Origin of the sequence: Limnohabitans sp. (genome assembly GCF_031539105.1) — a bacterium.
Lineage (GTDB): Bacteria > Pseudomonadota > Gammaproteobacteria > Burkholderiales > Burkholderiaceae_C > Limnohabitans.
This window is the reverse complement of the sequence record NZ_JAVKLM010000036.1, coordinates 72,448-93,141: the sequence shown is the minus strand read 5'-3', so window position 1 is coordinate 93,141 and position 20,694 is coordinate 72,448. Positions and strand designations below refer to the sequence as shown.

Annotated in this window: 15 protein-coding genes; 14 read left to right on the top strand and 1 reads right to left on the bottom strand. The window is 53.2% G+C overall.

What is annotated here, in order from left to right; translation table 11 throughout:
- Window positions 1-124 precede the first annotated feature (124 nt).
- The 13 genes from flgC to RMR24_RS09885 all read left to right on the top strand — a co-directional run bounded on the left by flgC (window position 125) and on the right by RMR24_RS09885 (window position 18,660).
- Window positions 125-550, top strand: coding sequence for a flagellar basal body rod protein FlgC (gene flgC, locus RMR24_RS09945; protein WP_310614921.1), 426 nt, complete (start codon window positions 125-127; stop codon window positions 548-550).
- A 22-nt stretch (window positions 551-572) separates the two neighbouring features.
- Window positions 573-1,262 (top strand): flagellar hook capping FlgD N-terminal domain-containing protein, encoded by a 690-nt coding sequence (locus tag RMR24_RS09940; RefSeq protein ID WP_310614920.1) that lies wholly within the window; start codon window positions 573-575, stop codon window positions 1,260-1,262.
- Between the two features lie 38 nt (window positions 1,263-1,300).
- On the top strand, window positions 1,301-5,230 hold the full coding sequence (locus tag RMR24_RS09935; RefSeq protein WP_310614919.1) for a flagellar hook-basal body complex protein: 3,930 nt from the start codon (window positions 1,301-1,303) through the stop codon (window positions 5,228-5,230).
- Between the two features lie 22 nt (window positions 5,231-5,252).
- Window positions 5,253-6,017, top strand: coding sequence for a flagellar basal body rod C-terminal domain-containing protein (locus tag RMR24_RS09930; protein ID WP_310614918.1), 765 nt, complete (start codon window positions 5,253-5,255; stop codon window positions 6,015-6,017).
- A 29-nt stretch (window positions 6,018-6,046) separates the two neighbouring features.
- Window positions 6,047-6,832 (top strand): flagellar basal-body rod protein FlgG, encoded by a 786-nt coding sequence (gene flgG / locus RMR24_RS09925; protein ID WP_310614917.1) that lies wholly within the window; start codon window positions 6,047-6,049, stop codon window positions 6,830-6,832.
- A 12-nt stretch (window positions 6,833-6,844) separates the two neighbouring features.
- Complete coding sequence (locus RMR24_RS09920) at window positions 6,845-7,528, top strand: flagellar basal body L-ring protein FlgH (RefSeq protein ID WP_310614916.1); 684 nt, start codon at window positions 6,845-6,847, stop codon at window positions 7,526-7,528.
- Between the two features lies 1 nt (window position 7,529).
- The gene (locus RMR24_RS09915) at window positions 7,530-8,669 is read left to right on the top strand and encodes a flagellar basal body P-ring protein FlgI (protein ID WP_310614915.1); all 1,140 of its coding nucleotides are present in this window, start codon (window positions 7,530-7,532) and stop codon (window positions 8,667-8,669) included.
- Between the two features lie 12 nt (window positions 8,670-8,681).
- Window positions 8,682-9,182 (top strand): rod-binding protein, encoded by a 501-nt coding sequence (locus RMR24_RS09910; RefSeq protein ID WP_310614914.1) that lies wholly within the window; start codon window positions 8,682-8,684, stop codon window positions 9,180-9,182.
- The gene (gene flgK, locus RMR24_RS09905; protein ID WP_310614913.1) at window positions 9,179-13,054 is read left to right on the top strand and encodes a flagellar hook-associated protein FlgK; all 3,876 of its coding nucleotides are present in this window, start codon (window positions 9,179-9,181) and stop codon (window positions 13,052-13,054) included. Before RMR24_RS09910 ends, flgK begins: the two co-directional genes overlap by 4 nt.
- Before the next feature lie 15 nt (window positions 13,055-13,069).
- On the top strand, window positions 13,070-13,993 hold the full coding sequence (gene flgL, locus RMR24_RS09900; RefSeq protein ID WP_310614912.1) for a flagellar hook-associated protein FlgL: 924 nt from the start codon (window positions 13,070-13,072) through the stop codon (window positions 13,991-13,993).
- A 56-nt stretch (window positions 13,994-14,049) separates the two neighbouring features.
- Entirely contained in the window at window positions 14,050-15,855 is a 1,806-nt protein-coding gene (fliD, locus tag RMR24_RS09895; RefSeq protein WP_310614911.1) for a flagellar filament capping protein FliD, read from the top strand.
- A 140-nt stretch (window positions 15,856-15,995) separates the two neighbouring features.
- Window positions 15,996-16,418: a flagellar protein FlaG gene (locus RMR24_RS09890; RefSeq protein ID WP_310614910.1), complete on the top strand. Its 423-nt coding sequence runs from the start codon at window positions 15,996-15,998 to the stop codon at window positions 16,416-16,418.
- Window positions 16,419-16,539: 121 nt separating this feature from the next.
- Entirely contained in the window at window positions 16,540-18,660 is a 2,121-nt protein-coding gene (locus tag RMR24_RS09885; RefSeq protein WP_310614909.1) for a flagellin, read from the top strand.
- A 110-nt stretch (window positions 18,661-18,770) separates the two neighbouring features.
- On the opposite strand, the gene RMR24_RS09880 is transcribed toward RMR24_RS09885, so the two are convergent.
- Window positions 18,771-19,919: an ATP-binding protein gene (locus tag RMR24_RS09880; RefSeq protein ID WP_310614908.1), complete on the bottom strand. Its 1,149-nt coding sequence runs from the start codon at window positions 19,917-19,919 to the stop codon at window positions 18,771-18,773.
- Between the two features lie 175 nt (window positions 19,920-20,094).
- On the opposite strand from RMR24_RS09880, the gene RMR24_RS09875 reads away from it, so the two are divergent.
- On the top strand, window positions 20,095-20,562 hold the full coding sequence (locus RMR24_RS09875; protein ID WP_310614907.1) for a hypothetical protein: 468 nt from the start codon (window positions 20,095-20,097) through the stop codon (window positions 20,560-20,562).
- Window positions 20,563-20,694: the final 132 nt, after the last annotated feature.

Here is a 20,694-nt window from a genome sequence, read left to right as displayed (position 1 = left end):
CGTTGAGATGAACGTCGAGCAAGCCCAGTACGGTAAAGCAGCCAGCGAATACCAAGCGACCTTGCAATTTTTAGAAAACCGCATCGGCGGTCTTCGCAAAGCCATGCGCGGGGAGTAATAGACCATGCAACTCGATAACGTTTTTGGAATTGCGGGCACAGCGCTGAATGCGCAAGCCATTCGCATGAACACCACCGCCTCTAACTTGGCCAACGCCAACTCAGTGGCGGGCTCAGAAGAAGAGGCCTACCGTGGCCGTCGCCCTTTGTTCAAAGCCTTGATGGAAGAACAAATGACACACGGTGGCGCGCAGTTTGTCGGTGGCGTCAAGGTTGACCGCATCGTCAACGACCCATCCCCCATTCGCAAAACTTGGGAGCCAGGCAACCCCTTGGCCGACAAGGAAGGCTACGTCTTTCACTCCAACGTGAATGAAATGTCTGAGATGGTCGACATGATGGCTGCCTCTCGCTCTTACCAAAACAACGTCGAAGTGGTGAACACCGCACGTCAACTGATGATGCGCACCCTTGAAATTACCAAGAGCTGATAGCGCTCAACAGGAGACATAAATGGCCATCGATACATCCTCTTCCATCAACGGCGTCATGACGACTGCGCAGTACAACGCGCAAAAAGCAGCTACGCCGCAAAGCACAAGCATGGGTCAGTCCGAGTTTTTGACACTGTTCACCACGCAGCTCAAAAACCAAGATCCGACTGATCCAGTCAAAAACGAAGCCTTCGTGGCGCAGCTCGCTCAGTTCTCGCAGCTCGAAGCGACGACCGCCATGAAAACCTCCATGAACAGCTTGGTTTCTAGCATGAGCAATGACCGCATGCTGGGCGCCGCTTCATTGATGGGTAAACAAGTGGCCGTGCCAGACGGCCCAGTTCAAGTCACGGATACAACAGTGTCGCAAGGCACGATCAATGTGCCCGCAGGCGCTGATGGCATTCAGTTGCAAGTGTTCAACGACAAAGGCATCTTGGTGCGCACCCAAATCATGGGCGCTCAAAAGCCAGGTGATGTCACTTTGGCATGGGACGGCATGACCGATGGCGGTCAACCCGCAGTCAATGGCACTTATCGCTATGTGGCTACCGTCAACAGCCAAGGCGTCATGAGCAAGCCCACCGTCAACACCTATGCCACCGTCACCGGCGTCAGCAGTGCAGGCACCTCCGACGGCACCATGCTGCTCGAAGTCGCAGGCGGCAAGACCGTCAACTTGGCAGACGTCAAGCGCATCGTCAACTAATTTCAGACACAAGAATTTCTCTCAGGAGCTAAAGCACCATGTCCTTCTATACCGCACTCACGGGTTTGAACGCCGCCACCGCCCAAATGGGCGTCACGTCCAACAACATTGCCAACGTGTCGACCACCGGTTTCAAACGCAGCCGTACCGACTTCGGCGACATTTTTGCGACCTCGCCTTTGCAAAAAGCTTCAGCCACCATCGGTCAAGGTGTTGCTTTGAAGAAGGTGACACAAGAATTTGGTCAAGGTAACTTGGTGTTCTCATCCAACACCCTCGACTTGGCCATCAGTGGTGACGGTTTCTTCCCCTTGAAGTCTCAAGACGGATTCCAGGACATCTTCACGCGTAACGGTGTGTTCATGATGAACGACCAATACAACGTGGTGAACTCGGCAGGTCAAAAACTCATGGCGGCGTCAGTGGACTCGTCCGGCAAAGCGAACTTGGATGACATGAACGTGTTGACCATTCCGCAAAAAACCACCGGCATGGCCACGCAAACCAGCAAGGTGCAATTGGGCTTGAACTTCCCAGCAGATGCATCTGTGATCAGCAAGTCATTCAACCGCAATGACCCAACCACTTACAACAAGAGCACTGCATTGACCGTGTATGACGCAGGTGGTAACTCTTACTTGGCTTCCGTCTACTACGTGAAGACCCAAAACGCCAGCCAAGAAACGCCAAACAACAAATGGCAAACCTATGTGTATGTGGGCGACAAGCTGGTCAACGCCTCCTTGCAGCAAGCCACCAACAACACGGGCGACGTGATGTACGTCAACAAATACGGCGAACTCAAAGCCAAAGCAGACTTCAAAACACCTGCTGAAATTGCTGAATTGAACAGCTCGTTTTCAAAGAAAACGGTGAAGTTTTCCTTGGATGCCTTGACAGACATTCGTACCTCTCAGCCTGCAACCGTGGCCGCTGGTTTGGCGACGAGTTTGGGAACTGGCTCCAATGATGGCGTGGATTTCAGCACCTACACCAACATGAACAAAACCGAATTGTTGATGAATCAAGGTAGCAGTGGCGTCACTTACAACTTGAATACGCCTGCGCTCAACGATGGCATCACCATGACTTTTGGCCCTTCGACTGCACGCGTCACAGTCAGTGTTGACCCAGACGGTGTGAAAGCACCAACGGCATTAGATATCGCAACTGCATTGAACAGCAATCCAAGTTTTGCTGCCTCGTATGTGGCTCAAGCCCCAACATCCTCCGTGATCTCCAACGTTAAGTTTGCAAGCGCCCCATTAACGGCAAGCGTCAATGACTTCAAAAGTTTTTCGATGACGTTGAACGGCAAAACCATTTCGTTTGACAATATTGCGCCCACATCTACATCACTCTCAGACTTGGCAGCCACCCTTCAAGCGCGTTTGCGAAATGAAGACCGCGGCAACACCGATTTGTCAGTGACGGTGGTCGACACCAGCTTAACTTCCACGCCAGCTTTAGCTTTGAAAGTGACAGATGCTGCGGGTCGTGCAGTTGGCGCGGTTGCTTTGCAAACAGGTGGCAGTACAGCTACTGGCGCCCCCTCTGGTGGACTGCCTTCGTATCCAAAGCCAACACTCAAAATCACTGCACTTGATCCCAACGTGAGTGCAGACACGATTGAGAAAGAAATTCTTCTCAAGCAAGGTACAGCAAGCATCAGTTACGACGCGACTGGAACGGCCGTTGTCTCAGGCACAGGCTTGAGCGCCGTCAAAAACGACACATCGTACCCACGCAGTGTGGCAAGTTACGCCATGGGGTCTGGGCCTTTCAAAGCCACATTCCATGCGCAGCCCACCGACATCACTGTGGCCGGCGATACAACCGACGCATCATTGAGCGCGTTTGTCACCAAGTTGAACGCGAATGAGTCATTTGCCGCCAACTACTCGGCACAAGTCAATGGCACAAGCATGGTCATCACGGCCAAAGATCCAACGGTGTCCTCACCCACAACGATCACCAGTGATTTGCAGATCTACAACACCACTGGCACCCCCGCAGGCTTTAACTTAATTGCCAATCCAGCGACAGGTACTGCGTTGATCACAACGAACGCATCTTCAAACCTGACCCTTGGAACTGCACCCAATACAACAGTGTTTAACCAAGCCAACGGCGCTCCAGTGAGCTTCGCAGGCAAGCACAGCATTGATGATTTGAAAAACCTGTTTACCGTCAATATTGATAGCTCAGTCGATGGCGTGACGGTCGGTTTGGATCGATTGATTGAGTCGATGAAGAACGTGCCCGCTGCCAATCAAAAATTGTCAGGAACGCAAATTGCAGCTGAATTGACCAACGAAATTCAGCGTGCTTACGGCGATGAAAAGCCATTCAACTTCTCCACGGTGGGAACACCCACCTTCTCCTTGCAGTTGACCTTGGCTTCGAATAAGTCCACCTTAGATAAATTGCACATTGATTTATCGACCAAGGGTGATTTAAAGCCTGAAGATTTGGTGCGCGAAGTTCAAAAGCAAGTCAATGACGATGCCACCTACAAAGGCAAGATCACGGTTTCTTATGACACGCAGGCACAAAAACTGGTCTTCACGCCAACAGGCAGTAACAAGGTTTCAGTCACCAGCGACCAATCAGCCATCGGTTTGACCGACCCCTTGGTGCAAGGTGTGAACGATGAGTCTGTTGGCCTTGCGATGTCACCTTCAGTTTCCACCTCACCTTTCCGTGCGTTGAATGACCAGCGTTATGGCATGAAGGTTGAATACGATGCTGTGAAACAGTCTTTCGTGTTCAAGTCAGGTTCGACTGGCGACACATCGAGCATTGCCATTTCTAACATTCGCCCTGGCAGTTTGGCCACACAAGGTGTGAAGGGCCTGGGCATGACTGGCGACCCTGCCAGCTATACCGTGGCAGCGTCAACCGTGGATGCCTTGCGAGGCATTGCCTCTAAGCCCGCTGTTTTGACGGGAAATGCATTGGCCATCAACGTGGACAACAACTTCTCTGTGGATGCCACCAACAACCAATTCGTTGTTTCTGTGAACGGCATCACAGGCACCGTCACTGTCCCGCCCAAAGATACCTACACCCTAGGCACCTTCATGGAGGCTTTGCAAAACGGCATTAACAACTTGCAAAGTGATGACAAAAACGGTCTGACGCCTCAGTCCGTGAACGGCGTGAAGGTCAGTTACAACGCCGCAACCAATGCGTTGGAATTCACCACAGGCACCGCCTCCACAGACTCTTACATCAAGGTCACTGGCGATGCCAAATGGGGCTTAGATGGCTTGGACGCCAAGTTTGGCACCACCACCACATGGATCAAGCCCAAGGCCTTTACTGATGAAAAAGGTGCCACGGTTTACATCGACGGCTTCGGCGCAGAAACCTCCAGTGCCACCGGCTTTGACACCTTGCCTTCTTGGTCACCGGTCTACTTTGACAAAGGCGAGCTGACCTTTGACACGGCAGGTAACTTGGTTTCCCCCAAGCAAGGCGCACAGTTAGACACGGTGTACTTGCCAAACGGTAAGGGCGCTTTGACCATCAACATCAACTACTCCAAGTCAACGCAGTTTGCGTCACCGTTCTCGGTGCTGTCGCAGTCGCAAGACGGCGCACCTGAAGGTGACTTGGTGGGTTTGGCGATCAAGGATGACGGTTTGGTTCAAGCCAGTTATTCCAACGGCGCACAAAAGTCGTTGGCCAAAGTGGTGTTGGTGAACTTCTCCAACTCTTCTGGTTTGCGCCAGATTGGTGACACCAACTACTACAAAACGTCTGATTCAGGCACACCGAAATACGGTGAAGCCGGTTCTGCTGGTTTCGGCACGGTGCGCTCTGGCGCGACCGAGCGCGCCAACGTGGACTTGACCCAAGAACTGGTGGACTTGATCACCGAGCAGCGTAACTTCCAGGCCAACGCCAAGGCCATGGAAACCAGCACCTCGATGACCAACACCATCATTCAGATTCGTAACTAACCCGTTGCATTAAGAGCCTGATATGGACCGCTTATCTTTCAACGCGATGGCCGCGATCAACGAAGACCGTTTGATACGGCAACAGTTGTCCAACGACATCGCCAACGTCACCACCGTCGGTTTCAAGCAAACCTTCGAAGCCACCATCCAACCGCACCAAGCGGTGGGTGAGGGCTTTGATTCGCGCTTGCAACCCCGTCTGTACACCACAGACCGCGTGCGCTTGGATGCGGGTCCCTTGATGGTCACAGGCCGCGACCTAGACGTGTCTATGAACCACAAAACCGTCATGGGCGTGACCGGCAATGACGGAAAACTGGCATTCACGCGCCGGGGTGACCTGCGCGTCAACCCCAACGGTGTGTTGGAAACCGGTTCTGGCCACATCGTCGAAAGCCAAGGCGGTGGCCCCATCACCATCCCAGTGGGCTCCACCATCAACATCACCAACACAGGTCAGATCTACGCTGCAGACCCCACGCAGCAAGGCGTGCCGCAAGAGCAGCTGGTGGGCGAAATCATGTTGCGCGATGCCAGTACCACGAACCTCATCAAACGCGAAGACGGTCTCTTTCGCGTTGACGAAAAACCACTTGGCACGGACTTTGCAACTGGTCCTGAGCCAGTTTCTTTGACACCGAAGGCCCTCGAGGGCAGCAGTGTCAATCCAATGGCATCGATGGTGAAGCTGATTGAACAGAGTCGCTCGTTTGAGCATCAGATTCGAATGATCAAAGAAAGCAAATCCAACGATGAGTCGGGCGCCTCCATGATGAAGGTGTCCTGAATTTGACAGATTAAAGGGGGCGATAAGCCATGGACGCATCATTATGGGTAGCCAAAACGGGTCTTGACGCGCAGCAGACGCGCATGAACGTCATCTCAAACAACTTGGCGAACGTGAATACGACCGGCTTCAAACGCGACCGTGCCGTTTTTGAAGACTTGCTCTATCAAAACGTCAAACAACCCGGTGGTCAAACCACCAACAACACCTTGTCCCCCACCGGCTTGATGCTGGGTACGGGTGTGAAGATCAATGCCACCGAAAAACTGCACTTGCAGGGCAACTTGATCAACACCCAGTCGCCGCTTGACTTGGCGGTCATGGGCAACGGCATGTTTCAAATTCAAATGCCAGACGGCACCACCGCCTACACACGCGACGGCAATTTCAAAATCAGCAACACCGGCCAAGTCGTGAACGCGTCTGGCTTTCCGCTGATCCCTGCCATCACCATTCCCGCCAACACCGCCGCTGTGACCTTTGGTCAAGACGGCACCGTGTCGGCCGAGTTGGATGCAGGTGGCGGCTCACAAAACATTGGCCAAATTCAATTGGCACGCTTCGTCAACCCAAGCGGCTTGAAGCCCATGGGTCAAAACTTGTACGAAGCTTCACAAGCCAGTGGTGTGGCGCAAATTCTCACCCCCGGCCTCAACGGCGCAGGTGCCTTGAAGCAAGGCTCGCTCGAAGCCTCCAACGTGAACGTGGTGGAGGAGATGGTCAACATGATCGAAACCCAGCGCGCTTACGAAATCAACTCCAAGGCCATCTCTGCGGTGGACGGCATGTTGAAGTTCTTGAATCAGAACATTTGATCGAGGTTCACCATGATTGCCCTTCGTTTTCTCGCTCTGTTCGCCATCGTTTATTTGCTGCAAGGCTGCGCCGCCGAACCTGTCGACATGGTCCTGCGACCCTCGCCAGACTTTCAGCCGGTGTATCCGCTTGCCGCTGACCGGCAAAAAGTTGCCACCGGCGGCATCTACAGCAACCGGCAAAGCGATGCCTGGTTTGGTCGTGGCCGCAATTACCAGGTGGGCGACATCATCACGGTGCTGCTGAACGAATCAACCCAAGCTGCTCGCACACAAAACACCGATGTGAGCCGCGAGTCTAAAAACTCATTGCCCTCTGGCTTCAACACCAAGATCGGCAGCATGAACCCGTTCTTCAACGGTGTGGACATCAACAACAACAACAACAGCTCCAAAGGCGCCGGCAAAGCAGACCAGCAAGCCTCCTTGTCTGGCTCAGTGGCTGTGACCGTCGTGGAAATTTTGGCCAACGGCAACTTGATGGTTCGCGGCGAGAAAAAGCTGGGCCTGTCTGAAGGCACCGAAGTCATTCAAGTCTCTGGCGTCATCCGCCCCGAAGACGTGGGCCCCAACAGCACCGTGCAATCGCGCCGCTTGGCCAATGCACAAATCGCTTACCGCGGTTCGGGTGATTTGGCCAACGCCACCAAAGCAGGCTGGGGTACCAGCTTGATGCACAAATACTGGCCTTTCTAATATGAAAAACTTCTCCCTCTTTGTCCGCGTCTGCTTAGCCAGCCTATGCGTGTTGGCTGCGGGCGCAGCGCAAGCTGACCGTGTCAAAGACTTGGCCACGCTCGCTGCCCAACGTCCTAACCAATTGATTGGTTACGGTTTGGTGGTTGGCTTGCAAGGCACGGGTGACGATGCCTCGGTGCCGTTCACCACGCAAAGCATGAAAGCCATGTTGTCGCAAATGGGTGTGCGCATTGACGGCCCCTTGACCGACTTTGAAACTGCTGCCACCGCAGCGCGTGTGGACATCAAAAACACAGCAGCTGTGCTGGTGACCGCTGACTTGCCTGGCTTTGCCAAGCCTGGTCAGCGCATTGACATCAACGTGTCTGCCATTGGCAAGGCGTCTAACCTGCGCGGCGGCAGCCTCATCATGACGGCCATGCGCGGCGTGGACGGCGAAATTTACGCACTTGCACAAGGTGCTTTGACAGCCACGGGCATTGACGCCAATGCAGCAGGTTCTAAAGTGTCGATTGGTGTGCCCACCTCGGCCCGCATTCCTGGCGGCGCGATTGTGGAGCGCATTGTGGACACGCCGTTTGAGTCGGCCGAGAACGTGATTTACAACATCCGCGAAAGCGATTTCTCCACCACCACGGCCATCGTCAACGCGATCAATAAAAAATTTGGCGGCGACGTGGCACAAGCCATTGATGGTGTATCGGTATCGGTACGAGCCCCCCAAAACTTGAACCAACGCGTGGCATTCATGAGCATGGTCGAGGCCCTAGAGGTCACACCGGGCGAGCCACCCGCACGCGTGGTCATCAACTCACGCACGGGCACCGTGGTCATTAACCGCTCGGTGCGTGTCACCGCTGCAGCGGTGTCGCACGGCACCATCTCGGTGGCCATCACAGCCACCAACGAGGTGTCGCAACCCAATGCCTTTGCCGGTGGCCAAACCACCGAAGTGCAAAACGCTGACATCAAAGTGGCCGAGCCCAACAAGCCCATGTTCTTGTTCCAGCCCGGTGTCGAGCTGCGTCAAATTGTGGATGCGGTCAACCAAGTGGGCGCGACGCCGTCTGCTTTGATTGCCATTCTTGAAGCCCTCAAAAGTTCTGGCAGCTTGCGCGCCGAGCTGGTCATCATCTAAGCGAGACGTCTCATGAGCAACTCAGTCAATACATCAAGCTCCGGGTCCTACATGGACTTTGCCGGCCTTGGCGAGTTGCGCGGCAAGGCTCAACAAAACCAAGACAAAGCACTGAAAGAATCAGCGCAACAGTTTGAAGGTCTGTTCATCCAAATGATGATGAAGTCCATGCGTGAGGCCAATGCGCCCATGAAGGATGAAGACAACCATTCGCAAGCCATGGAAACATTTGAAGGCATGTTTGACAAAGAAGTGTCTTTGCAAATGTCCAAGCGCGGCTCCATGGGCGTAGGCGCTTTCATGGAACGCGCTGTCAATCAACAAGGCACCCCGCAGCCCAGCACCGAGGCGTTGCTTAAGGCACGCGGCAAGGGCATGCCATTGAACCCCAAGCAAGAGCCCGTGGCTTTGCCAACTGCTGCCGATTTGGCCAAAGGCATCTTCATGGACAAACCCGCACGCATCAAGAGCTTGCAAGAGTTCAAGATGCCTTTCTCTGGGGGTGTTAAATGAGTGACATGCTTGGCATCAGCAGTGGTGCAATTGGCGCTTATCAGCGTGCACTGACCACCGTCAGTAACAACATCGCCAACGTCAATACCGAGGGTTACTCGCGTCAAGACGTGGTCTTGGCAGACTCTGCGCCTAAAAAATTGGCCAATATGTACGTCGGTACCGGCGTCATGTTGCAAACCATCAAGCGTCAGTTTGATGCGTTTGCCGAGTCCAACCTGCGCAACAGCACCAGCGATTTGTCCAGCCAAAAACCGATGGTCGATTACGCCAAACGCGTGATGGATGTGATGGGCGATAAAAGCGTGGGCTTGAGTTCTGCGTTGGACACCTTCTTTGCAGCCGCTGGTTCTTTGTCGGCCGACCCCGCTTCTAGCGTTTTACGCACCAGTTTCATGACCAGCGCCGATGGCGTGGCGTCACGCTTTGGTGAGCTGTCATCGCAGATGAATTTGATCTCGACAGAAACCCGTCAGGGCTTAGAAAGCGCAGCCGCGCAAGTCAACACCTTGACCAGCCAGCTCGCCTTGATCAACCAAAACATGACCAAGTCGCCCACCCTTGAGGGGCAGCCCGCTGAGTTGTTGGACCGTCGTGATTTGACCCTGCGCCAACTGTCTGACTTGGTGCGCACCAAAGTCACCTTCACCAGCAACGGCTCTGTCAGCGTCAGTCTTGGCACCACCATGACCCAAGGCTTGGTGGTTGATGGCAATAAATCGCGTCCTATTGGTATCAACAGTGCGATCAAAGACAAAGTGGAGCTGGTGCTTGATCCCTATGGCAACACTGAATCGCTCTCTAGCGTCAGTGGCGGCCAAATTGGTGGTTATCAAAGCTTCATCAGCCAAGTATTAGAACCCTCGCAAAAAAACCTCAGTGCCTTGGCGCACACCTTTGCGACGGAAGCCAATGCGATCCAGAAAAACGGCATCGACGGTTACGGCCAAATGGGCCAAGACTTGTTTGCGTTTGACCCCGCAGCCACCAGCGACGCGGAAGGCATTCGCCTTGCCTTGAACGACGGCATGCGCGTGGCTACTGCGGCACAGTTCCGTGTGAGCGAAGGCAACACCAACGTCACCACCACCCGCGCCAGTGTCAAATTCACAGGTCAAACACCCACCACGGCGCTGAGTAACAGCCAACTGGTGAACAACCCCAACTCCAGCGCTGCTGTCACCTTCAAGGTAGACGGCGCGCATGTCTACACACCGGTGACTTCTTTGTCAGCCGGTGTCAAAGCCACTTTTTACTTAGACCAAGCCGAGCCAGGTCAACAGCTGCAGGTCATGACCAAAGATGGTCGCCAATTGTTAGGTCACGCCCTGACTGAAACTGAAAAGTTTCAGCTCTTCACACCTGCCAACGGCTTTGCGCCCAATGCCAATTACAGCGATGCGTATTTGAACCAATCAGGCGCCAAGGCCTACCGCGGCATTGACATGTTTTATGGTGCCAAAGCCACGGTGTTGTATGGCCAAAACTTTGACACATATGGCGCGGCTGGTGCTTCCATTCCAATGCCAGCTTCTATGGCCACGGCGCGTATCTCTTCGGCAGATTTCAACATCGCTGCCAACGCACTCACCCTCAACGGTGTGTCGCTGCCTCAGTTCGAAGGTGCAGCCACCTCTGCCATCACCATTGCCGATGTCAAAGTGGGCACGACACCCACCCCCTTCACATTCCAAGCCTTGGTGGCAGGGCAGGTGGTCAATGCCACAGTGCCCACCACAGCGACGACGAATTTGACAGATCTCGCCACCTCGCTCAACACCAGCTTGCAGTCGCGCGGCTTGTTTGCTGTGGCCATCAACAACGGCGCAGACCTGCGCATCACCGACTCCAAAGGGCGCGACATCAGTGGTGTTTCCTTGAAGCCCACCTCAACCCTCACGGGTGCGTCTGTGGGTGACATCAGTGTCGGTTCAGCTGCAGTCCAAGTGGCCAACTGGGTCAACGGCACCTCAGAGGCCATGGTGGTTAACCCACAATTTGGCGCAGGCGCCAACCCCGGTTTTTCACAGTTTCAAGCCACCGTAGGCGGCGTGAAATTCAATTTGGATGTGCACACCTCAACAAGCTTGGTCACGTTGGCCAGCAACTTGCAGCAAGCCTTCCGTACCCAAGACAAAAGCGCTGCCATCTCTGTGGTGGTGGACGGTACCAACCTCAAAGTAGCGGATGCGCGCGGCCGCGCTTTCAAAGATTTTTCTTTGAACCCTGCCGACAGCACCTCATTGGCCACGGGTGGCAAGGTCACGATCACCAACAGCAACCTGTCGCAAACCCATGTGCGCGCCGAAGTGTTTGCTGAACTGCGTGTGCCCGTGGCTCAGTTGAATTTGTCTAAATCGTTGAAGATCAACGGCCAGTCCATCACGGGTTTCAAAACTCCCAATGAGTTGGTCGATCGCATCAACGCATCCAGTGCGGGCGTCACGGCCAGCATTGAGGCCAACGGTGAGTTGGTCATCTCCGATCCGTTGGGCAGCCCCATCACCATCAACGCCACCACCGATGGCAATGCCTTGGATATTCAGCCCACTTCGTATGGTGGCCAAGTGCGCATGGTGCAAGTGTTGCGCGACATGCTGGTGCCCGCCACCGATGTGGACTTGAAGAAGCCGCTGCAAATCAATGGCGTCAACCTGAACCAAAGCGCTTACGACTTACCTGCCTCTAATTCTCAAAACTACGCGGTTGATTTCGGATCTCCGCTGCAATCTGTATCGGCTACAACTCCTCAAGCTTTAGCAACAGCATTAAATGCCAACACTGATTTTGCTGCGGGATTCAAAGCTTCCATCAATGGCGCGCGTTTGGTCATTTCGCCTTTGAGCGCAGACCTCTCAGACGCTGACATTGCCAACCGTTTCACTGTCAAGTCCAGCGGCGATGCCCTGGTGCCGCAAGGCACGCTCAAGAAGCTGTCTGATTTGGTCGACCGCATCACCGCCAACAGCGATGCCACAGGTGTGGTGGCTGCTTTGGACATCAACGGCGATTTGCAACTCAGCACCACCGATGAAAAAGGCACAGGCCCCATTTCAATCGGGCCTGGCAAAGATGCCACAGGCCAATATGTGGCCAACGCTTTGGGCTTGGAGCCTGCAGACTTTGACGTCACTGCACGCCTCAAGCGTATGCAACTGAACCCAGACTTCAACCCAGACATTCGCATGTCTTTTGGCTCGGCAGGTGACCCCTCTGATTTGACAAAAATTGGTTTGCGCACCGGCGCCTACATACAAAACGGCTGTCCCGATGACTTGCTGTTGTTTGTCACCGGCAAAGGCTCCGCCAATGTGGCGGTGGGCTTTGATGGTCAACCTAGCAATGTGCGCGATAGCTTGCGCAGCCAGTCGCTGAGCGTCAAGTTCACGGCGGCTGACCGCTACAGCATCATCGACACCAAAACAGGCACCGAGCTGGCTGACCGTCAGTACGACCCCAGCGTGCTCGAGCCTGTGATTGATTTTGAAGGCTTGCAAATCAAACTCAGCCATGCGCCCTCTGTGGGCGACAGCTACAAGATTGACGGCAACTACGACGGCTTGGGCAACAACGTCAACATGCTGGACATGGTGGACCTGAATAAAAAGCCAGTCACCAATGGCAAAACCATTGCCAACACCTACATCGATCAAATCAACAGCGTGGGTAATTTGGCCCAGCAAGCCACCATCACGCAACAAGCGTTGACCGTGGTGAACGACCAAGCCATTGCTGCGCGCGACAAAGTGTCGGGCGTGAACCTAGACGAAGAAGCTGCTTCGTTGATTCGCTATCAACAAGCCTACCAAGCCTGTGCCAAGGTGCTGCAAACATCGGGTCAGTTGTTTGACACCATCGTGCAAATTCGGTGAACGAGGTAACTCATTATGAAAATTTCAACCAGCCTCTATTTCAGCAACGCCACCACGCAGCTTTCTAACGTGCAAGGTGAGCTGTCTAAAACGCAAGAGCAGCTCTCGGTCGGCAAGCAAATTGTCAAACCCAGCGATGCGCCTGACAAGGCCGCTTTGGTGACGCGCCTAGAGTCTGAGCTGAGCCGTCAAACCGGCTACCAAGACACCTTGAAGGCCGTCAACATCCGATTGACCGCTGAAGAAACCTCACTCAAAAACACCAGCGATGTGATGTATCGCATCAAAGAGCTTGCCGTTCAAGCTGCCAACGACACCTTGAGCCCCCAAGACCGACAAAGCGTGGCCTTGGAGCTGAGCAATTTGAAAGACCAAGTGTTGAGCTTGGCAAACAGCCAAGACACCAATGGCAACTATTTGTTTTCGGGCAGCCGCACCGGTGTGCCTGCCTTCAGCAAAGATGCTTCAGGTCGCGTGCTTTACCAAGGTGACCAAGCGCGCATGAAAGTCAACGTGGGCGACAGCCGCCGCATGAACCTCAACATGCCGGGCTCCGATGCCTTCACCCGCGTGGTGCGTGACGATGGCAAAGGCAACAAAGTGGGCGTTGATTTTTTCCAGTCTTTGGATGATTTGGTCACAGCTGTGAAAGCAGGCGACCACAACAATATTCAACGTGGCATTGGCGAGGTAGACACCTTGCAAAACGGCATCAGCCAAGGCTTGGGTCAAGTGGGCTCTGACTTGGCAATTGTCGACATGCAAAACACCGTGCTTGACCAAGTGGTGTTGCAACTCAAAACCACACGCTCCGATGTGGAAGATTTGGACTACACCTCGGCCATCACCAAAATGAACAAAGACCAATTGGCTTTGGAAGCTGCGCAAAGCAGCTTTGCCAAGATTTCTCAGTTGAGCTTGTTCAAATATATGAATTGATGGTTCAAGTTTTTCAAGCTGCATCCGATCAAGTCAATACTTAGAAAAATATAGCCATGGCCACCACCGCATTAAGTTCGTCAACCTCATCTGCTTTAGCAAGTTCGACGCCGACTGCGGCTCAAACTGCTGCGGCCAATAAGGCTGCCGCGCAAAAGCTGATCACATCACTGAGTGCAGGCTCTGGTGTGGACGTGGCGTCGTTGGCCCAAAACTTGGTCGATGCGGAGCGCGTGCCGCAAGAAAACGCGATCAACACCAAAATTACAAAAAATGAGTCGCGTATTTCTGGCTATGCGGCCATGTCATTTGTGCTGTCAAACGTCAAAACGGCGTTGACAGACCTGAAAGATCAAAATAGCTTTACCTCACTGGCAGCGAGTAACAGCAACCCAAGTGCTTTCACCGTTACCCCGGGTGCAACAGCCATGGCTGGTAGCCATGATGTGAAAGTCACGCAGCTCGCCAAGTCGCAACGTACGGTGAGCGACGGCGTGCCTTCGCCAACAGCATCGTTGAATGGCGGTAAGGCCATGACTTTTGCGTTGACCGTTGGTGGCACCACCACTGACATCAAGCTGGCTGATGGCCAAGATACCCCCAAAGACGTGGTGGACTTCATCAACGCGGCCAACAAAGGCGTGACTGCGCAGCTGGTTGACTCGGGCGATGGTTCTGCCAACCCCTTTCAAATTGTGCTCACAGGCACACAAGGCAGCGCAGGTGCATTTAGCCTGACGCCTAAGTTCAGTGCGGGTGGCGTGCCTACGCCCACTGCGTCGGTGAATGGCGGCTTGGGCATGACGTTCAAATTGACCGTTGCGGGCGTTACCAAGCCCGACATCGTCTTGGCCGATGGCAACGACACACCTCAAAACATGGTGGATGCCATCAATGCAGCGAACGCAGGCGTGACTGCCTCGTTGGTTGCCAATCCTGCAGGCTCTACGTATCCATACAAAATTTTCGTAACTGGGCCAACGGGTGCGCCGTCAGATTTTTCGCTGGGCGTGGACTATGGTGCTGGTGCTGGTGTTGAGTCCATGGTCCAACCTGCTTTGAAATTCGCGTCGAATAACCCTGTGAACCAAACAGCCACAGACGCCAAGGTCACGGTAGATGGCATCGGCTTCACACGCAACAGCAACACCTTGACCGATGTGATTCCTGGTGTGACGCTCAACCTCAAGTCCACCACCACCACAGCAGCCAGTCTTGACTTAACCCGTGACACCACGGCCATCAAAGACAAAATCAATGCGTTTGTCACGGCGTACAACGACGCCAACACCATCTTCAAAGAGGTGTCTGACCCTAAATCAACCTTGGCCACTTATGGCGCCACTTTGGTGGGCGACTCAACTGTGCGCTCGATCAAGGGGCAGCTTCGCAGCATGGTCATGGGCCCATCGTCTACACCTGGCAGCACTGTGAGTGCCATGTGGCAAATGGGTATCAAGGTGGATGAGGCGGGCGTGATGTCTGTCGACACCGCCAAGCTCGACACGGCTTTGACCAGCAATTATTCGGATGTGGTGAAAACCTTCACGGGCAACCAAAACGGCCTCACCATCTACAGCCCTGCACCAGGCGGTATTGCAGGTGATGCCGTGCGAAAGTTAACTAACATGCTGGGTGCTACCGGCATCTTGACATCGCAAAGCACGTCAGCCACCACCCAAAACACCAAATACCAAGGCGACTTAACCAAGCTTCAAACGCGCATGGACTTGGTGCTTAAGCGCTACCAAAAACAATTTGCTGCGATGGACAGCTTGGTGGGTAATGTCAATAGCCAGAAGACCAGCCTCAAGTCCACCTTTGACGGCATGATGGCCAGCTTGACCGGTAAGAACGGCTAATACTTCCTAGTTCTTTTTCTGCTTGTTTAGCCGCTTTGCCAAGTATTTTTTGCAAAGCGGCTAAAGTTTGCCGCCTTTGTGTCGATATACAGCAATACGACATACCTTGCCATTCACGGCAAGGCCGAAAGGAAGGTTTTATGCTTTCAGAAATTCAAGGCGCTAACCGCCAAAACTATGCACCTCTTGCACCTCAGGGGCGCGCAGCTGTGCCTGCGCCCGCTCCTGAATTGGCTAACACAGTAGCCCCTGCTGTGGATGTGCATGCGACGACTGAAGCATCCAAGCCCAAAGTGCAGGCGCCAAAACCAGTCGAAATCAAAGTAGACATTGAAAAGATGCGCACCGACCTCAAAGCATCGATTGAAAAGCTCAATGAGTCATTGCGTGATGGCGGTCGCAACTTGAACTTTCATATGGATGAAAAAGTGGGCGGCTTGGTTGTGCTTGTGAAAAATGCAGACACAGGCGAAGTGGTGCGCCAAATACCCAACGAGACAGTGGTGCGTATGGCGCACAGCATTGAAGCCTTCAAAGGCATCTTGCATAACGAACTTAGTTAAATAATTTTTCGCTTGGCTCTCAAGTTTATTTGGGGGCTGACGAATCATCAGCCATGGAGGGGAGCAAATTCGTGCTCCCTGACACATTAACCCTCAGTGATGACTTTTTAGGAGAAACATCATGTCAGTGATCAACACCAACGTTAAAGCTCTTGCAGCACAAGGCTCGCTGAGCAATGTGAACAAGTCCCTCGAAACTTCGATGGAACGCCTGTCCACCGGTTTGCGCATCAACACCGCCGCCGACGATGCAGCAGGCTTGGCCATTACCAACCGTATGACTTCTCAAATCCGTGGTTATGCCGTTGCCATCCGCAACAGCAACGACGGTATCTCAATGACTCAAACCGCCGACGGCGCGATGGGCCAAGTGACCAGCATGTTGCAACGCATGCGTGAACTGTCTGTGCAAGCAGCCAACGGTGCGATGTCTGATACAGACCGTGGCAGCATCCAACAAGAAGTGACTCAGCTCAAAGCACAAATTGATGATGTGGCAAAGAAAACTAACCACAACAACATCAACTTGTTGGATGGTTCTGCTGGCAAGATTGTTTTGCAAACAGGCGTGAATGCTGGCGACACCATGACCATTGGTTTTGGTTCCGTGAAAACCAAAGATATTGGTTTAGGTTCACGTGCAGCATTGGCTTCTGTTGGTGGTTTGGCAACTGTCAACGCTGCCTTAACTGACGGTTCTTTGGTGTTGAATGGTGTTGCTGTCGGTGCATCTTTGTCTGGTAGTGATACGGTATCTTCTGCAAGCAAGGCTGCAAGTTCTATCGCAAAGGCAGCAGCTATCAACTTGGTTTCAGATCGAAGCGGTGTTTATGCCAAAGTCGCTGCTACATCTGTGGCAGGTTCTAACACAGGTGCTGGCGTTGCAGCTGCTAAGGGCGTTGTGAAGATCAACGGCTTGGACACTGACGCTGTGTACATGACCGGCAACAAAGAGATTGACCGCACATCAGTAGTTGCTGCTATCAATGACATCTCCGCTCGTACTGGCGTGACAGCTGTGAATACGCACGACGATAACCAAGGTATCAGTTTGGTTGCCAAAGATGGTCGCAATATCGAATTGGCTGCTGGTACTGGTGATGCTGCAACTTTAGCCTTGATGGGCTTGGCGGCTGCGGGCACTTACGTGGGCTCTTATGAGTTGAGCACCAAGGACGGTTCGGCCATCAACGTCAGCAGTAGCGTAGCTACGGTTCAAACATCACAAGCACTCTCAGGCTTGACTTTTGGTACCTACGAAGCAAACAAAGCACAACTTGCTACTTCACCTCGCGCAGGTGTCTCTGCTGCTGCACCTAGCAGTGCTGATGCAGGTGTTTTGAACGGCACTACGTTGACCATTAACGGAGTAGGAATTGCTGCTGCTGTTGGTGCTGATGATGATGCATCATTTGTAGCTACGGCATCAACCAAGGCCGCAAGTGCCATCGCAATTGCTGCTGCCATTAACAAGTCCACCGACTTGACAGGCGTGACAGCCAAAGCTAACGAAAACGTTCTTGCTGGTACTGGTTTCACAGCCGGTGTTATCACTAACGTCACACTAAACGGTGTGTCTATGACGACAACTCTTGGTGCTAACTCAACACGTGAAGATGTGTTGTCTACTTTGAACGCTCACAGTGGTGAAACAGGTGTCATCGCTTCCGCCTACGGTGACGGTGTGAAGTTGGCTGCTGCCGATGGTCGTAACATATCCATTGCGTTCACAGGTGCAGGTGGTGCCGGCGCCCTCGGTTTGACAGGCGTTTCGCTTGCTGCGACCACTGTTTCGAAAACCTTCTACGCTGGTGTCACTTTGTCCTCTGATAAGGCCTTCACTTTGAATAGTGGCTCTGAGGGTGATACGGCTAACTTTAAAGCTTTGGGCTTTGCCGAAGGTACTTTCGGTGGTGCAGACAGCGGTGTGAAGATTGCAGAAGTCAACGTTTCTACAATGTCGGGTGCAACGACTGCTATCCAAGCAATTGATGCAGCGATCCAAACTGTGGGTGAAAACCAAGCCAAAGCCGGTGCATACCAAAACCGTTTGGATGCTGTGGTCAGCAACTTGACCGAGTCGACTCAAAACATGTCTGCTTCACGCAGCCGTATTTTGGATACAGACTACGCGACAGAAACCACTGCGATGGCTCGTTCACAAATCGTGGCACAAGCTGCAACCGCCATGTTGGCCCAAGCCAACCAATCAGCACAGTCTGTGTTGAGCTTGTTGAAGTAATTCAGGTCACTTCAATCTAAAAGGGCTGCGAGTTATCTCGCAGCCCTTTTTGTTTGCAACTTTGCTTTCGACGACATCAAGCGAGCTTGAAACGTTCAGAGAAAATTTCATTAGATGTTTTGCCAGCCCTTGACTTTGCAGTCTTCTCGCTCGTACATGCCCGTGCCTCCAAAGATAACCTTAGGTGGTAGAGCATTGCTGCCTGCAATACTTCGCCATTTTTTGAGGCCTTTGATCCAGTCAGATGCAAAGGTGCTGCCTGATTTGATTTCTATGGCCTGCAGCCCAGCAGGCGTGTCAAGTAAGACATCCACCTCATGGCCTGCGCTGTCCCGCCAAAAGTGCAAGTCCGAGGCTTGGCCTTGGTTGAAGCGTTGTTTGATCAACTCGCTGACGACAAAGGTTTCAAATAGCGCACCGCGTGCTGCATGGGTGTCAAGCGTGTCGGCATCACGAATACCCAATAGCCAAGCCATCAAACCCACATCCAGAAAATAAAGTTTGGGGCTTTTGACTAGCCGTTTGCCAAAGTTTTGATGGTGCGGCTGTAAGCGTGTGACCAAATAACTGGCTTCTAAGACCGACAGCCACTCTCGCGCGGTGTTGGCAGAGAGCCCGCAATCGGCACCCAGTGACGTGAGGTTTAAGAGTTGCCCTGACCGAGCCGCACACATTTTGACAAAGCGTTGAAATTGCGACAAATCCCGTACCGCTATCAATTGCCTCACATCGCGTTCAATGTAGGTTGCGATGTAGTTGCTGAACCAATCTTGCGGACTCACGTCACGGTTATATAGGCTTGGATAGCCGCCTTGCAGCAGCATGGTGTTGAGATCACTGGGTAATTTGTCTGCTGTTCTCAACTCTTGTGCAGTCAGTGGCAAGAGTTCGACGCGACCCACTCGTCCAGCCAACGACTGGGTAATACTCGCAATCAATTCAAATTGTGCGGAACCCGTGAGTACAAAGTCGCCCATCACACCGCGCTCGTCCACCAGGGTTTGAAGCCACGACAACAAAGCAGGGCAGCGTTGCACCTCGTCCAAGATGGCGCCTTGATCGAAACGTGCCAAGAATCGACGTGGGTCGCTGTGGGCAAACTCCAGTTCATCTGGGTTTTCAAGTGATACATAGGCTTTTTGCGCAAACACATGTTTGGCCAAAGTTGTTTTGCCCGATTGGCGCGGCCCTGTCAAAGCAACGATGGGAAACCCCTTGGCAAGGCGTTGTAGCGTGGATGTGGCTTGGCGTGGAATCATTTCTTGCAAATCCGAAGTTAAAGTTCTGATTTGCAAATTCTAGGTTTGATCGTTCGCAAACGCAAGCTAGATCAGTGTAAGAGCTGTCTGGCACCACTTTTGCTTAGAGGTGTACATGCGCCTTCGCATTTTCGCGATTGGCATGTTTTTCTGACACCACTAGCAGGAGCAATCCATGACACTCATTCAAGAATTGATGAACCAAGCCGCCGTCGGCAGCTTGCTCAATGCGCAAACCATCCAACGTTTCAGCCCTGCTGAAATTCGCGAGACGATTCAGTCGCTCGTCGCCACCGAGCAGCTCGAATTGGCCAACGCCTTGGGCGACGCTGGCATGAGCCTGTACCCACACAGCGAAGACATCTTGGCTATTACAAGCTTGTTGGCCATGATGAACCAAGACTGGCCTTTGGCTGTCGAGCTCATGGATGAGCTGGTTGAAATTCAAGGTGCCAACACACCACCCTTTACTTATGTGATGTTGGTTCGCGCTTTGCGCTGCAACTTGGATCCAGTGCGTGCATTGGCCGTTGCCCGTCAAGGTTTGGCCGTTTACCCCGACCAAGTGGAGTTGGTGGCTGAGAAGCTGTCGCTCGATGATTTCAGCGATTCCATGATGCCCACAGCGGGCCTTCAGCACTAAGCGGCAACGCAAGTGTCACTGAGCGGCAAGCGGCAATCGCTTGCCGTTTTAGGTGACAAAACCTTGCCACTGAATACTTAAATGAACGAAATGACATCTACAAAAACGGGTAAACCCTTATTTAGCAGCGTC